This window comes from Streptomyces hokutonensis (assembly GCF_000376565.1).
GTDB lineage: Bacteria > Actinomycetota > Actinomycetes > Streptomycetales > Streptomycetaceae > Streptomyces > Streptomyces hokutonensis.
The window spans coordinates 117097-131488 of sequence record NZ_BARG01000014.1 but is presented as its reverse complement, the minus strand read 5'-3'; the positions used below and the strand labels follow the sequence as shown (position 1 = coordinate 131488).

Here is a 14392-nt window from a genome sequence, read left to right as displayed (position 1 = left end):
TTACCTCGGATTAACGCGGAGACATTGACAAACTATTCAGACACCGAGAACTCTGCATGACGTTATACAGCCGGGCAAGGGACAACTCATGATCCAGTTCGACGCGGTCCACAAGCGCTTCCCCAACGGCACGACAGCAGTTCACGACCTCTCCCTGGAGATGCCGGAAGGCGGGGTCACCGTACTGGTCGGTTCCTCCGGTTGCGGCAAGACGACCACCCTTCGGATGATCAACCGGATGATCGACCCGACCTCGGGCGTCATCAAGGTCGGCGGCAAGGACGTCACCCAGCAGGACGCCGCCGAACTGCGCCGCTCCATCGGGTACGTCATCCAGCAGTCGGGGCTCTTCCCGCACCGCACGGTCCTCGACAACATCGCCACCGTGCCGCTGCTCCTGGGCCACGGCCGGAAGAAGGCCAGGGCCCGCGCGGCCGAGCTGCTGGAGACGGTCGGTCTCGCCGCCGACGCCGGCAAGCGGTACCCGCACCAGCTCTCCGGCGGCCAGCAGCAGCGCGTCGGCGTGGCCCGCGCGCTCGCCGCCGACCCGCCGGTCCTCCTGATGGACGAGCCCTTCGGCGCCGTCGACCCGGTGGTCCGCACCCAGCTCCAGGACGAACTGCTGCGGCTCCAGAAGGAGTTGAACAAGACCATCGTCTTCGTCACGCACGACATCGACGAGGCCGTACGGCTCGGCGACCGCATCGCGATCTTCCGCACCGGCGGCCACCTCGTCCAGTGCGCGGCCCCCGCCGAACTCCTCGCCCGCCCGGCCGACGACTTCGTGGCCGACTTCCTCGGCGCCGAGCGCGGCCTCAAGCTGCTCTCGCTGAAGACCCTCGCGGACGTCCCGCAGGGCCCGGCCCCCGAGGGCGGCACCTGGACGCTCGTACTCGACGAGGCCCGCAAGCCGCTCCACTGGGCGGCCAAGGACGCCGAGATCCCCGTACGACCGCTCCGCGACGGCGATTCGCTCCTGGCCGCGCTCGACGAGTCCGTGGCCTCGCCCACCGGCCTGATCGCCCGCGTCGACGCCGACGGCGTCCTCACCGGTGTCTCGTCCCGCGACGACATCCACACCCACGCGGGCCAGGCGCACGCCGACGCACGGATCGCGGCATGAGCGTCGACTGGTCGTGGATAGGCGACCACACCGACGACCTCACCAGCCTCACGTTCTCGCACCTCCAGGCCGCGATGACCGCCGTCTTCTTCGGCCTGCTGATCTCGCTCCCGCTGGCGGTCGTGGCCCACCGGGTCCGCCCGCTCCGGGGCTTCCTGCTCGGCCTCTCGAACGTGCTGTTCACGATCCCGTCGATCGCGATCTTCGTGCTCCTGCTGCCGATCAGCGGCCTGACCCGCACCACCACCGTGATCGGCCTGACGGTCTACACGCTGGTCGTGCTGCTGCGGAACACGGTCGAGGGCCTCGACTCGGTCCCCGCGAAGACGAAGGAGGCCGCGAAGGCGATGGGCACGCGCCCCCTGCGCACGCTCCTCACCGTCGAACTCCCCCTCGCGCTCCCGGTGATCATGGCGGGCGTCCGCATCGCGACCGTCATGTCCATCTCGCTCGTCTCGGTGGCGACCTACATCGGTGACGGCGGTCTCGGCCAGCTCTTCACCGACGGCTTCCAGCGTGACTTCCCGACGCCGGTGATCGTGGGCGTGGTCCTGACCCTGCTGCTCGCGGTGGTCGCGGACGCGGCCCTGGTCGGCCTCCAGTACGTACTCACCCCGTGGAAGAGGCGGCGAGCCTGATGTACGAACTCTTCAAGAACCTCGCCAAGTGGCTGACCAGCGGCTCCCAGTGGGCCGGCACGGACGGCATCGCGCACCGCCTCGCCGAGCACCTCCAGTACTCGCTGCTGGCGACCCTCATCGCGGCCGTGATCGGCCTCCCGCTGGGCCTGCTGATCGGGCACACCGGCAAAGGCGCGTTCCTCGCGATCAACCTGGCCTCCTTCGGCCGCGCGCTGCCGACCGTCGGTCTGGTCGTCCTGGTCTTCCTGGCCAGCGGCCTCTCGATGTGGCCGGTGTACATCGCGCTGGTCGCCCTCGCGGTCCCGTCGATCGTGACGAACACCTACGCCGGGATGACCGCCGTGGACCCGGACGTGAAGGACGCGGCACGCGGGCAGGGCATGCGCGGCCACCAGGTCCTGTTCCAGGTCGAGCTGCCGCTCGCGCTCCCCCTGATCATGACCGGCCTGCGGCTCGCGCTCATCCAGGTGGTCTCCACGGCCACCGTCGCCGCGTACGTCTCCTTCGGCGGCCTCGGCCGCTTCGTCTTCGACGGACTCGCCCAGCGCGACCTCGTGCAGGTGCTCGGCGGGGCGGTGCTGGTCGCCGTCGTCGCCATCGTCCTCGACCTGGGCCTCTCCGCCCTCCAGCGCTTCCTCTTCCGCCACCGCACGGCGGCGCTCCGCTGACTGTGCCGTCTGTCGTCTGCGGCTTCGTCGTGGCTGGTCGCGCCCACCCGGCGGCAGCCGGACATCGGCACGGCCCCGCGCCCCTCGGGGCGCGCCGAACCTGAAGGAACCCGAAATGAACCGTCGTACCCTCCTCGGCGCCCTCGCCGGAACAGCCGTCGCCGTCCCCGTCCTCTCCGCCTGTTCGAGCGGCGTCACCTCGCTCGACGGCGGGGGCTCCGCCGGCGGTGGCAGCGGCTCCAGCAAGAACGGCGTGACCATCGGCACCGCCAACTTCACCGAGAACCAGGTCCTCGGCTACCTCTACGCCGCCGCCCTCGAAGCGGCCGGCGTGAAGGTCAAGGTCCGCCCCAACCTCGGCACCCGCGAGATCGTCTTCCCCGCCCTCAAGAGCGGCGACATCGACCTCCTCCCCGAGTACCAGGGCTCCCTGCTCACCTACCTCCAGCCCAAGTCCAAGGTCGCGGAGGCGGGCGAGATGCAGAACGCCCTCACCCTCGCCCTCCCCTCCGGCCTCCAGGTCCTGCCCTACGGCATCGCCGAGGACGCGGACTGCTTCGTCGTCACCCGCGAGACCGCCAGGAAGTACGGCCTCGCCACGCTGGCCGACCTCGCGAAGCACAACGGCAAGCTGACGCTGGGCGCCTCCGCCGAGGTGAAGACCCGTCAGGTGGGCGTCGTAGGACTGAAGGACGTCTACGGCGTGGAGTTCAAGGAGTTCAAGTCCCTTGATTCCGATGGCCCGTTGGTGAAGGGCGCGCTGAAGAAGGGCGATGTGGACGTGGCGAACCTGTTCACCACCGACACCGACATCAAGGCCAACGACTGGGTCGTCCTGACCGACCCCAAGACCCTGATCCCCAGTCAGCACATCGTCCCGCTCATCGCCGACCGGGTCGCCGACCCCACGGTCCGCAAGGCGCTCGCGAGCCTCGGCAATCTGCTCACCACGGCCCAACTCACCGAGCTGAACCGCCAGGTGGACAAGGACAAGAAGGACCCGGAGGACGTGGCGAACGCGTACGCGAAGCAGCACGGCATCACGAAGTAATGGCGCGTCGATGATCTGACGAGGGATCAGTCAAGTGTCGTTAAATCGGCACTATCGGTAACTGATCGCATGCGTAGGGTGAGTTCACGCTCACCACCTGAGGAACCGCATGGCCTCGAACCGCAGGGCCTTTCTGACGGCCACCGCCGTCGGCGCGCTGGCCACCGCCCCCACGACCGCCACCGCCGTCGGCACCCACCCCCACCCGACCACCGCACCCGCGGCCCTCGCCGAACTCCTCGACGGCAACCGCCGTTACGCGTCCGGCCACTCCCGCCACCCCGACGAGAGCCGCCCGCTGCGTCATCAACTGGCCACCGCCCAGCACCCGTTCGCGGTGATCGTCGGCTGCGTCGACTCCCGGGTGCCGCCCGAGCTGGTCTTCGACCAGGGCCTCGGCGACCTGCTGTGCATAAGGACGGCGGGCGAGGTCCTGGACGAGGCGGTGCTCGCGTCCATCCAGTACGGCGTCGAGGAACTGCGCATCCCGCTCGTGCTGGTGCTCGGCCACGAGCGCTGCGGGGCGGTGGCGGCGACCCTCGCGCACCTGGAGACCGGCGCGCCCGTCCCCGGCCATCTCGCGCTCCTCGTCGACGAGATCGCCCCGGCCGCGCGGCGCACCCGGGCGCTGCCCGGCGACTGGGCCGAGCACACGATGACCGCCCACACGGCCTGGGTCAGGGACGCGATCCGCGCCGACCCCGCCTTCACCTCCGCACAGGTCGTCGCGGCCCGCTTCGACCTGGACACGGGCCTCGTGTCCCTGCTGCCGTAACCCCCTTCCCCCCACGCGAAGAAGCTCATGCCCATGCCCATGAACGGCGTGCTCTCCGTCCTGCCCTCCCCCGCCGACTTCCGTACGATGACCCGCGCCCCGCGCCGCGACCTGCTCTGCGGCCTCACGGTCGCCGTCGTGGCACTCCCGCTCGCCCTCGGCTTCGGGGTGACGTCCGGTCTCGGCGCGGCCTCCGGTCTGATCACCGCGATCGTCGCGGGCTCGCTCGCCGCGCTGTTCGGCGGCTCCGCGCGCCAGGTCAGCGGCCCGACCGGCGCGATGACGGTCGTCCTCGTCCCGATCGTCCACGAGTACGGCGCGAACGGCGTCCTCACGGTCGGGCTGATCTCCGGCCTCATGCTCCTCGCGCTCGCCTTCGCCCGCGCCGGAACGGCGATGGCCTACGTCCCCGCACCCGTGATCGCCGGTTTCACCATCGGCATCGCGTGTGTGATCGGCCTCCAGCAGGTCCCGTCGGCGCTGGGCGTGCCCACCCCGGCCGGTGACCAGGTGGCGGTGGTGGCGGCCCGCGCGGCCGAGGAGTTCGACGCGACCCCGCACTGGGCGGCCCTCCTCCTCGCCCTGGGCTCGGCCGCGCTGATGCTGGCCGGAGCGCGCTGGAAGCCCACAATTCCCTTCTCCCTGGCGGCAGTCGGCGTGGCGACGGTCGTGGCCGAGGCCCTGCACCTGCACGTGACCCGCCTCGGCAGCCTCCCGTCCTCGCTCCCGGCGCCCTCCCTCGCCTTCCTCGACGTGTCCCGAATCCAGACCCTCCTCCTCCCGGCGGCAGCGGTGGCGGCACTGGCCGCCCTGGAATCCCTCCTCTCCGCCTCCGTCGCGGACGCGATGCGCCCGGGCGAGCGCCACGACCCCGGCAAGGAACTCTTCGGCCAGGGCATCGGCAACCTCGCGGCCCCGCTCTTCGGCGGCGTCCCGGCGACGGGCGCGATCGCGCGTACGGCGGTCAACGTCCGCACCGGCGCCACCTCCCGCCTGGCCGCGCTCGCGCACGCCGTGATCCTCGCCGGGATCGTGGCGGTCGCGGCCCCGCTGGTGGGCCGTATCCCCCTGTCCGCCCTGGCCGGAGTGCTTCTGGCGACGGCGGTCCGCATGGTGGAGACCGACGCGGTCCGCGCGATGGCCCGCTCCACGCACGGCGACGCCCTGGTCCTGGTCCTCACGGCGGCCGGCACCCTCGCCCTCGACCTGGTGCGCGCGGTCCTGATCGGCCTGGGCGTCTCGGTCCTGCTGGCCCTGCGCGCAGCGACGCGGGGCACGAGCCTGATCCCGGCCGAACTCCCCGACACCGCCGCCGGCACGGTGACGTACCGCTTCGAGGGCCCGCTCCTCTTCGCCGCCGCCCACCGCTTCCGCCGCAGCCTGGCGGACGTGCGCGATGTGACGGCCGTAGACCTACGACTCTCCGGGCTGACGGCGGTCGACGCGACGGGCGCGCTGGCGCTGAAGGAGGCGGTGGGCGAGCTGCGCGACCGGGGGATCGAGGTCCGCATCACGGGCGTCGAGCACGCCCACCACCGGGTGCTGGAGTCGCTCGGGGTACTCCCGGTGAACCCGAATCCGAACAGGGGGGCTATCCCCAGTGCAGCGGGCGCGACCGCTCCCTAATCTGAGTCGCATGACGGGAATGGACTCGCACGACGCCGAACTCAAGAAGGAACTCAACGCCACCCTGCAGGCGCGCAGGGAGCTGGGCGACGAGTACGAGTCGGCGCTGGTCGACTCGTTCCTGGAGAAGGTCGACCAGCGCATCGACGGGGCGGTGGAGCGCCGGGTGCGCCGGCAGATGGCCGAGCAGCAGATGGTGGTGGCCCGCGGCTCGCGGAGTCCGAAGCCGACCGACTCCTGGGGCGAGCGCTTCGGCTTCGGCATCGTCTCGATGGTGCTGGCGATCCCGCTCTCCGCGATCGGCGGCGGCATCGCCCACCTCCCCGGGCTCCTGGTGGCCTGGGCCGGCATCGTCGGCGTCAACGCCGTCCAGGCGGCCCGCACCAACCCGGGACTGTTCGGCGGGCGGCGCGGGAAGCCCTCGCAGGACAGCGAGTGGGAGGACTGAACTGCCCGGTCACGCCTGGCGGGTGGGCAGCACCATGATCTGCCGCAGGTTGACGTGCCGGGCACGGCTCGCCGCGTAGGCCACGACATCGGCGACCTCCTCGGCGGACAGTCCGCCCAACGCGCCGAACATCTCGTCCAGTTGGCGGGTCATCTCCTCGCTGCCGAGGTGGGTCCCCAACTCGGTGTCGGTCAGGCCCGGTTCGATGTTGGTGACCCGTACGTCACGGGGTCCGAGCTCGGTGCGCAGCGACTGGGAGAGATAGGTGACGGCGGCCTTGGTCGCGCCGTACACCGCGTAGGTCGGGAACGTGATGTGCGCGCCGACGGACGAGATGTTGACCAGGTCCGCGCTACGCCCCTCCCCCGCCGCGGCCACCAGGTCCCCGGTGAAGGCGCGGATGACACGGAGCACCCCGGTCACGTTGGTGTCGAGCATCCGCCGCCACTCGTCGATCCGCCCGTCGTCGACGGCGTGCGGCAGCATGACACCGGCGGCGTTGACGACCAGGTCGACGGCCCCGAACGTCTCGTGCACCCGCTCGGCGGCGGCCTCCACGGACGCGTCGTCGGTGACATCGGCGACGACGGCGAGGGCCTGTCCCCCGTCGGCCCGGATCTTCCCGGCAAGGGCGTCCAGCCGTTCCCCGCGCCGGGCCAGCAGCGCCACCCGCGCCCCGTTCGCGGCCAGTTGAACGGCGATCGCCTGCCCGATCCCGCTGGCGGCCCCGGTGACGACGGCGGTACGGCCGGCCAGATTCTCGTACGACATGAGGTGCTCCTCGGTGGATGGACCGCCGGGGCACTTCCCCGGCGACGTCCACCACCGTGCGCCGACCGGCGGACCCTACCCAGGGATGCGTTTTTCCTGGGTCTGCCAGTACCAGGTTGGAAAACGGCGACCGGCCTACCATCGAACCCATGGACGGGGACATCGGAGACTTCCTGCGCTCACGCCGCGCTCGCATCCAGCCCGAGGAGGTGGGGCTGGCCTCGTACGGGCGCCGCCGCGTCCCCGGGCTGCGCCGCGAGGAGGTCGCGCAACTGGCCGGAGTGAGCGTCGACTACTACATCCGGCTGGAGCAGGGCCGTGGGACCAGCGTCTCGGACGCGGTGCTCGACGCGATCGCCCGCGTCCTGCGCCTGGACGAGACGGAACACGCCTATCTGCGTACGGTGGCCCGCCCGCACCGAGGGAAGAAGGACCGGACGCCGACTCCTCGTGTCCGCCCAGGTGTTCAGGTGCTGCTGGACGGCATGGACCGTATGCCGGCCTTCGTGCTGGGCCCCCGGATGGACGTGCTCGCCTGGAACACCCTCGCCGACGCGCTCAGCGGTTTCAGCGCCATGCCCGTCGCCGTCCGCAACATCCCGCGCCATGTCTTCCTCGACCCGGCCTCGCGCGACCTCTACCCCGACTGGGCAGCGGTCGCCGCACAGGCCGTCGCTAATCTGCGAGTGGACTCCGGCCGCGACGGCGACGACCCGAAGCTGAACGCTCTCGTCGGTGAACTCTCCCTCCGCAGCGAGGACTTCCGCCGTCTGTGGGCCGACCACGAGGTCAAGGAGTGCGCCTACGGCGTGAAGCGCGTCCGGCACCCGGTCGCGGGCCTGCTGACGCTGCCGTACGAAACACTCGCGGTACCGGGGGAGTCTGCGCAGACGCTCGTGGTCTACACGCCGGAGCCGGGTTCGGAGACGGCCGAGAGGCTTGCGCTGCTGGGAAGTTGGGCAACTTCAGCGTCGTAGACGATGTACCCGCGCAAAAAAGCTATGCGCGGGGACCGCCGCACCCCCCGTTGCCGGGAGGGCGGGACGACGGCGGTCCCCGCGAGGGACGCGTGCCGGGTCAGGGCCGGGCGTGCGCGTCCTAGGCGTCGGTGGAGGTCCGGGAGCCGCTCCGGAGGTCCGTGACGCCGTTTTTGTGTCGGCGAGGCGGGGAGCCGCTCCCGCCCTGCCGACATCCACTAATCTGCCGTACCCGTGTTAAGCGGGTGCTGCGTGGACGTGACGCGCTCGTACCACTTCCGAGAAGTCCACCGATTCGGTGGGCAACCGCAAAGTCGCCGCCGTCACGGCCCGTTCACCGGACGTTTTGCTACTGCTTCCCGCCCTTGGCGAGGAAGGACAGCAGGTCCTGCCGGCTGATGACACCGGTCGGCTTGCCCTCGACCAGGACGATCGCCGCGTCGGCGGCGCCCAGCACACTCATCAGGTCACCCACCGGCTCACCGGAACCGACCTGCGGCAGCGGGGCCGACATGTGCTTCTCCAGCGGGTCGGAGAGGGAGGCGCGCTGGGTGAACAGGGCGTCCAGCAGCTCCCGTTCGACGACCGAGCCCACGACCTCCGCCGCCATGACGTCCGGGTGACCGGCGCCCGGCTTCACGATCGGCATCTGCGAGACGCCGTACTCGCGCAGCACCTCGATGGCTTCGCCGACCGTCTCGTCCGGGTGCATGTGCACGAGGGACGGGATGGCGCCGTGCACCTTGTCGTTCAGGACGTCGGCGACGCGGGCGCTGGGGCCCTCGTCCTCGAGGAAGCCGTAGTCGGCCATCCACTCGTCGTTGAAGATCTTGGAGAGGTAGCCACGGCCGCTGTCGGGCAGCAGGACCACGACCACGTCGTCCGGACCGAGCCGCTCGGCGACCCGCAGCGCCGCCACGACGGCCATCCCGCAGGAACCGCCGACGAGCAGCCCCTCCTCCTTGGCCAGCCGGCGGGTCATCTGGAAGGAGTCCTTGTCGGACACGGCGACGATCTCGTCCGCGACGGTCCGGTCGTAGGCCGTCGGCCAGAAGTCCTCACCGACGCCCTCGACGAGGTACGGCCGCCCGGAGCCGCCGGAGTACACGGACCCCTCGGGGTCGGCACCGACGACCTGGACCTTCCCGTCGCTGGCGTCCTTCAGGTAGCGCCCGGTGCCGGAGATCGTCCCGCCCGTCCCCACACCCGCCACGAAGTGGGTGATCTTCCCCTCGGTCTGCTCCCAGAGCTCGGGGCCGGTCGAGTGGTAGTGGGAGAGCGGGTTGTTCGGGTTGGAGTACTGGTCCGGCTTCCAGGCACCCGGCGTCTCGCGAACGAGCCGGTCGGAGACGTTGTAGTACGAGTCCGGGTGCTCGGGGTCCACGGCGGTCGGGCACACGACCACTTCGGCGCCGTACGCGCGCAGCACGTTGATCTTGTCGGTGGACACCTTGTCGGGGCACACGAAGATGCAGTGGTACCCCTTCTGCTGGGCCACGATGGCCAGGCCGACGCCGGTGTTGCCGCTGGTCGGCTCGACGATGGTCCCGCCGGGCTTGAGCGCGCCGCTCTGCTCCGCCGCCTCGATCATGCGCAGGGCGATGCGGTCCTTCACGCTCCCGCCGGGGTTGAAGTACTCCACCTTGGCCAGAACGGTCGCCTGGATGCCCGCGGTCACGCTGTTGAGCCTCACCAGCGGGGTGTTGCCGACGAGGCTGATCATCGAGTCGTGGAATTGCACCGTTGTCTCCGGTTGCTGCAAAAGAAGTGGTCGTGATTGGTCCCGCCAGCCTAAGGCCCATAAATGGCGTCCACCGCCTGTTGAGATTGGGCGACGGGCTGTTCGGGGCAAGGAGTGGTTGACGGCTACGAGGAGGTGGCGGCGGCGTATGACGAAGATGTCGAGGGCGCGGGTGGCCCGGCGGATCGCGGCCGGTGCGGCGTACGGCGGTGGCGGGGTCGGACTGGTGGGCGCGGCGGCCATCGGGCTGGTGCTGGCCGAGGTCCGCTTCGTGAAACGGCATGTGGGCAACGGCCATGCGCCGGGCAGCAACCATGTGCCGAGCGCCGACGGCCGCTACGGCCATGTCTACGACACCCCGGGTGAACCCCCGCTGCGGCTGACCATGCTCGGCGACTCCACGGCCGCCGGGCAGGGCGTGCACCGGGCGGCCCAGACCCCGGGCGCGCTGCTGGCCTCCGGCCTGGCCGCGGTCGCGGAGCGCCCGGTCGAGCTGCGCAACGTGGCCCTCCCGGGCGCCCAGTCCGACGACCTGGACCGCCAGGTCGCCCTCGCCCTCGCGGACACCTCCCGCGTGCCCGACGTCTGCGTGATCATGATCGGCGCGAACGACGTCACCCACCGCATGCACCCGACCAGATCGGTCCGGCACCTTTCGGCGACGGTACGGCGGCTGCGGACGGCCGGTGCCGAGGTGGTCGTGGGCACCTGTCCCGACCTGGGGACGGTGGAGCAGGTCCAGCAGCCGCTGCGCTGGCTGGCCCGCCGGGCCTCCCGGCAGCTGGCGGCGGCCCAGACGATCGGCACGGTCGAACAGGGCGGGCGCACCGTGTCGCTGGGCGACCTGCTGGGCCCCGAGTTCGCGGCGAACCCGCGCGAGCTGTTCGGCCCCGACAACTTCCACCCCTCTGCGGAGGGGTACGCCACGGCGGCGATGGCGGTCCTCCCGACCGTCTGCGCCGCCCTGGGCCTCTGGCCGGCCGAAGAGGACCGCCCGGACGCGTCCCGCCGCGAGGGCTTCCTCCCGGTGGCACGAGCGGCTGCGGAGGCGGCTTCGGAGCCGGGCACGGAGGTCACGGCGGCGATGCCGACGGGGCCGAGGGGGCCGTGGGCGTTGCTGAAGCGGCGGAAGAGGAGGCGGGTGCAGGAGGCTTCGCCGATTCACGCACCCATTTCGGCGACTGCTCGACCCACCGAGTCGGGTGGTGGGTGGGCATAGGTCGGGGGTCCAGGGGGCGGAGCTCCTTGGGACGTCCGCCCCGACCCACCCGCACCACTGGCCCGCGCTACCGCCGGAGGCCCAAGCAAGCGCTTAGACAATTGCGGTCAGGGTCACACCGCGCTTCCCGTGACCGAGGCCATACGTACGGGTAACTTCCCAAGGAGCCCTGCACATCACACCGTAGATACGCCAATGGAGCCGTGATGCCCGAAGCCGTCATCGTCTCGACCGCCCGCTCCCCCATCGGCCGCGCCGTCAAGGGCTCCCTCAAGGACCTGCGCCCCGACGACCTCACCGCCACGATCATCCAGGCCGCCCTCGCGAAGATCCCCGAGCTGGACCCCGCGCTCATCGAGGACCTGATGCTCGGCTGCGGTCTGCCGGGCGGCGAGCAGGGTTACAACCTGGGCCGGATCGTCGCCGTGCAGATGGGCATGGACCACCTGCCGGGCTGCACGATCACCCGTTACTGTTCCTCCTCGCTGCAGACCAGCCGTATGGCCCTGCACGCCATCAAGGCCGGCGAGGGCGACGTCTTCATCTCGGCCGGTGTCGAGATGGTCTCCCGTTACGCCAAGGGCAGCTCGGACGGCCTCCCGGACACCACGAACCCGATCTTCGCCGAGGCGCAGGCCCGCACCGCCGCCACCGCCGCGTCCGAGGGTTCCACCTGGCACGACCCGCGTGAGGACGGCCTGCTCCCCGACCCGTACATCGCGATGGGGCAGACCGCGGAGAACCTCGCCCGGATCAAGGGCGTCACCCGCCAGGACATGGACGAGTTCGGCGTCCGCTCGCAGAACCTCGCCGAGGAAGCCATCAAGAACGGCTTCTGGGAGCGCGAGATCACCCCGGTCACGCTGCCGGACGGCACGGTCGTCAGCAAGGACGACGGCCCGCGCGCCGGCGTCACCCTGGAGGGCGTCTCCGGCCTCAAGCCGGTGTTCCGCCCCGACGGCCTGGTCACGGCCGGCAACTGCTGCCCACTGAACGACGGCGCCGCCGCGGTCGTCATCATGAGCGACACCAAGGCCCGCGAGCTGGGCCTGACCCCGCTGGCGCGGATCGTGTCGACCGGCGTCTCCGGCCTCTCCCCCGAGATCATGGGCCTCGGCCCGGTGGAGGCGAGCAAGCAGGCCCTCGGCCGTGCGGGTCTGACCGTCGACGACATCGACCTGTTCGAGATCAACGAGGCCTTCGCCGCCCAGGTGATCCCGTCCTACCGCGACCTGAACATCCCGCTGGAGAAGCTGAACGTGAACGGCGGCGCGATCGCCGTCGGCCACCCCTTCGGCATGACCGGCGCCCGCATCACCGGCACGCTGATCAACTCCCTCCAGTTCCACGACAAGCAGTTCGGTCTGGAGACGATGTGCGTCGGCGGCGGCCAGGGCATGGCGATGGTCATCGAGCGCCTCAGCTAGTCAACTCCCCGTAGCCGTACGGGAACTTTGCGTCACCCTCAGGCCCGGAACCCAGTAACCACCTGGGTTCTGGGCCGATTTGTGATCCAATCTCCCCCAGGATGTGACCTATCTCCCATCCGAGAGGGATTTCCCCAGGTCAGGACCGTTTCACCACCAAACATCGGGCCCAAAGTCCTGCCCGATTCGTGACGTTACGCACTGACAGTTGGTTAGTCCGCCCTTCAAGCTGATGTAGGAAGTCGGGGGTCGACTTTGAACCGGGAGTACGTCAGTGAGCGCCATGCCGATCGCTTTGCTGCTCACCACGGCCGCCACAGGCGCCGTGGGCGTCGCCGTCCTGCGCACCCTCTTGGTGCTCCGTCGACAGGTGGCGGACCTGCACACCGAACTGGCCGAGGGCCGGGCCGCCGCCGTACGGGCGCTCGTGCCCGCCGCCCGTAGTCATGCCGACGCGGACGAGATACGCGCCGCCGTGGCCGAGGCACTGGCCGAGGAGCGGGAGCGGGAACTGGCCGAGGCGCGGGCCTTCTGGGCCGCCCAGGAAGCCCGCGACACCGAGGTGCCGACCCTGCTGGGTCTGCCCGACAGCGAGCTGTTCATGCCCCGCCAGAGCGACTTCGTGGGCCTGGAGCCGCTGGAGCCGGTGACCGAGCCGTTCACCGAGCCCGACGAGTTCGCCGGCGACTCCCCCGAACTGGCCGCGGCCCGCCGCCGCCACCCGTCCCACCCGGACTTCGTACCGGCCCAGTCACCGATCGCGAACGACCACGAGCGCACGGTGGCGACGCTGGAGGAACTCGCCGAGTCCGCCGTAGAACTGGCCGACGTCCGCCCGGGCCCGCTCGGCACCCTCGACGTCTACGTCTTCGTCGACGGCACCACCCTCTGCATGACCCCCGGCCACCGCGAAACCGCCGAACGCCTCGCCGCGGCCCTCCGCGCCGGCGAGACCCCGTTCCTGCTCGGCGGCTCGGGAGTCTCCGGCGCGTACACGCTGACGTTCGCGTGCGGCGAGGAGAACGTGTACATCCTGGCGGACAGGGTTATAGCGTCACTCTGATTTTTCGGGGGTGCGGGTTCGTTTTCGAGTGCGGGCCGGTGGGGGCTGGTCGCGCAGTTCCCCGCGCCCCTAAAAAAACTCAGGGTGCCGTGTCTCTTTAGGGGCGCGGGGAACTGCGCGACCAGCCACAACGCACCCGCACCCGCCGACGCACCTCAGACCCCCGCCCTCTTCTGCGCCTCCGCAACCAACCCGAGCGCCTCATCGACTTCGGCGTCATTCACCAACACAACCGCCAAGTCATGCACAGCAACGGTGATTTGATCCGCCGCGGCGAACATCCCCGCGTCCGGCATCTCCCGAGGCACCCCCAGGGGATCCTCGACCCGCTGCGCCCACAGGGCGAACTCCCTGGCCAGCCCCAATGCCTCAGCCGCAGCGCCCCGTTGCAAACGGCTCTGCGGCGCAGCCCGCAACCGGTCCGCGAAGTGATCCACCGCTTGAGTCAACCGCGTCGTATCCACCACGCCGCGAGACTACGCGCCGCACCGGGACTGTTGCCAACGGGCGAACGCTCAGGCACGGTGACTTGAAGGACCGGCTTACACCCCATGCGTCCGGAGGCGCCGATGTCCCAAGTGTTCTCCCAGGAGACCCACCGCAACCTGCTCGCCCGCATCCCCCACTGCACCGGTCGTGAAGTGTCCGACTGGCTGCGCACCGTCGACGAAGGCCCCGCCCTCTTCCGCTTCGAGGAGAAGGTCAGCTGGCTCCGCGCCGAGCACGACCTCGCATACGGCCACGCCAAGGCGATCATTCACGAGTACGACCTGAGGAGGGCCGCGCGCAAACTGCTCTAGGCGCGCACCACAGACCGACCCATCACGGACATACGGACATGACGAAGGGCCCCGGGGACGAA

General features: G+C 70.5%; 15 protein-coding genes. 12 read left to right on the top strand and 3 right to left on the bottom strand.

The features are described 5' to 3' along the window. Positions 1-88 precede the first annotated feature (88 nt). From SSP08S_RS06205 to SSP08S_RS06175, 7 genes are all read left to right on the top strand, one after another. On the top strand, positions 89-1123 hold the full coding sequence (locus SSP08S_RS06205; protein ID WP_019066705.1) for an ABC transporter ATP-binding protein: 1035 nt from the start codon (positions 89-91) through the stop codon (positions 1121-1123). Then, a complete protein-coding gene (locus SSP08S_RS06200; RefSeq protein WP_019066704.1) occupies positions 1120-1761 on the top strand; it encodes an ABC transporter permease in 642 nt (213 codons plus the stop codon). Before SSP08S_RS06205 ends, SSP08S_RS06200 begins: the two co-directional genes overlap by 4 nt. Next, positions 1761-2432, top strand: coding sequence for an ABC transporter permease (locus tag SSP08S_RS06195; protein WP_019066703.1), 672 nt, complete (start codon positions 1761-1763; stop codon positions 2430-2432). Before SSP08S_RS06200 ends, SSP08S_RS06195 begins: the two co-directional genes overlap by 1 nt. A 115-nt stretch (positions 2433-2547) precedes the next feature. Continuing rightward, positions 2548-3483 carry an ABC transporter substrate-binding protein gene (locus SSP08S_RS06190; RefSeq protein WP_019066702.1) on the top strand — a complete coding sequence of 312 codons (936 nt, stop codon included), beginning with the start codon at positions 2548-2550 and terminating at the stop codon, positions 3481-3483. Between the two features lie 109 nt (positions 3484-3592). Continuing rightward, on the top strand, positions 3593-4258 hold the full coding sequence (locus tag SSP08S_RS06185) for a carbonic anhydrase (protein ID WP_019066701.1): 666 nt from the start codon (positions 3593-3595) through the stop codon (positions 4256-4258). Positions 4259-4291: 33 nt separating this feature from the next. Continuing rightward, positions 4292-5884: a SulP family inorganic anion transporter gene (locus tag SSP08S_RS06180; protein WP_019066700.1), complete on the top strand. Its 1593-nt coding sequence runs from the start codon at positions 4292-4294 to the stop codon at positions 5882-5884. Between the two features lie 19 nt (positions 5885-5903). Beyond that, entirely contained in the window at positions 5904-6332 is a 429-nt protein-coding gene (locus SSP08S_RS06175; protein ID WP_019066699.1) for a hypothetical protein, read from the top strand. 9 nt (positions 6333-6341) lie between these two features. Here SSP08S_RS06175 and SSP08S_RS06170 read toward each other — a convergent pair whose 3' ends face one another. Continuing rightward, the gene (locus SSP08S_RS06170) at positions 6342-7103 is read right to left on the bottom strand and encodes an SDR family oxidoreductase (protein ID WP_019066698.1); all 762 of its coding nucleotides are present in this window, start codon (positions 7101-7103) and stop codon (positions 6342-6344) included. 149 nt (positions 7104-7252) lie between these two features. Here SSP08S_RS06170 and SSP08S_RS06165 point away from each other — a divergent pair, with 149 nt between their 5' ends. Continuing rightward, a complete protein-coding gene (locus SSP08S_RS06165) occupies positions 7253-8080 on the top strand; it encodes a helix-turn-helix transcriptional regulator (protein ID WP_019066697.1) in 828 nt (275 codons plus the stop codon). Positions 8081-8429: 349 nt separating this feature from the next. Here the strand turns inward: SSP08S_RS06165 and SSP08S_RS06160 are convergent, their stop codons facing one another. Beyond that, positions 8430-9821 (bottom strand): cystathionine beta-synthase, encoded by a 1392-nt coding sequence (locus tag SSP08S_RS06160; protein ID WP_019066696.1) that lies wholly within the window; start codon positions 9819-9821, stop codon positions 8430-8432. Positions 9822-9969: 148 nt separating this feature from the next. Here SSP08S_RS06160 and SSP08S_RS06155 point away from each other — a divergent pair, with 148 nt between their 5' ends. The 3 genes from SSP08S_RS06155 (at position 9970) to SSP08S_RS06145 (ending at position 13530) form a co-directional block, all read left to right on the top strand. Continuing rightward, entirely contained in the window at positions 9970-11040 is a 1071-nt protein-coding gene (locus tag SSP08S_RS06155; RefSeq protein ID WP_019066695.1) for an SGNH/GDSL hydrolase family protein, read from the top strand. 206 nt (positions 11041-11246) lie between these two features. Further along, positions 11247-12467, top strand: coding sequence for an acetyl-CoA C-acetyltransferase (locus tag SSP08S_RS06150; protein WP_019066694.1), 1221 nt, complete (start codon positions 11247-11249; stop codon positions 12465-12467). Positions 12468-12741: 274 nt separating this feature from the next. Further along, positions 12742-13530 carry a hypothetical protein gene (locus SSP08S_RS06145; protein ID WP_019066693.1) on the top strand — a complete coding sequence of 263 codons (789 nt, stop codon included), beginning with the start codon at positions 12742-12744 and terminating at the stop codon, positions 13528-13530. Positions 13531-13685: 155 nt separating this feature from the next. Here SSP08S_RS06145 and SSP08S_RS06140 read toward each other — a convergent pair whose 3' ends face one another. Next, a complete protein-coding gene (locus SSP08S_RS06140; protein ID WP_174479369.1) occupies positions 13686-13997 on the bottom strand; it encodes a hypothetical protein in 312 nt (103 codons plus the stop codon). Between the two features lie 102 nt (positions 13998-14099). Between SSP08S_RS06140 and SSP08S_RS06135 the strand changes: the two genes are divergently transcribed. Further along, positions 14100-14330 (top strand): DUF4287 domain-containing protein, encoded by a 231-nt coding sequence (locus SSP08S_RS06135; RefSeq protein WP_026178224.1) that lies wholly within the window; start codon positions 14100-14102, stop codon positions 14328-14330. Positions 14331-14392 lie beyond the last annotated feature (62 nt).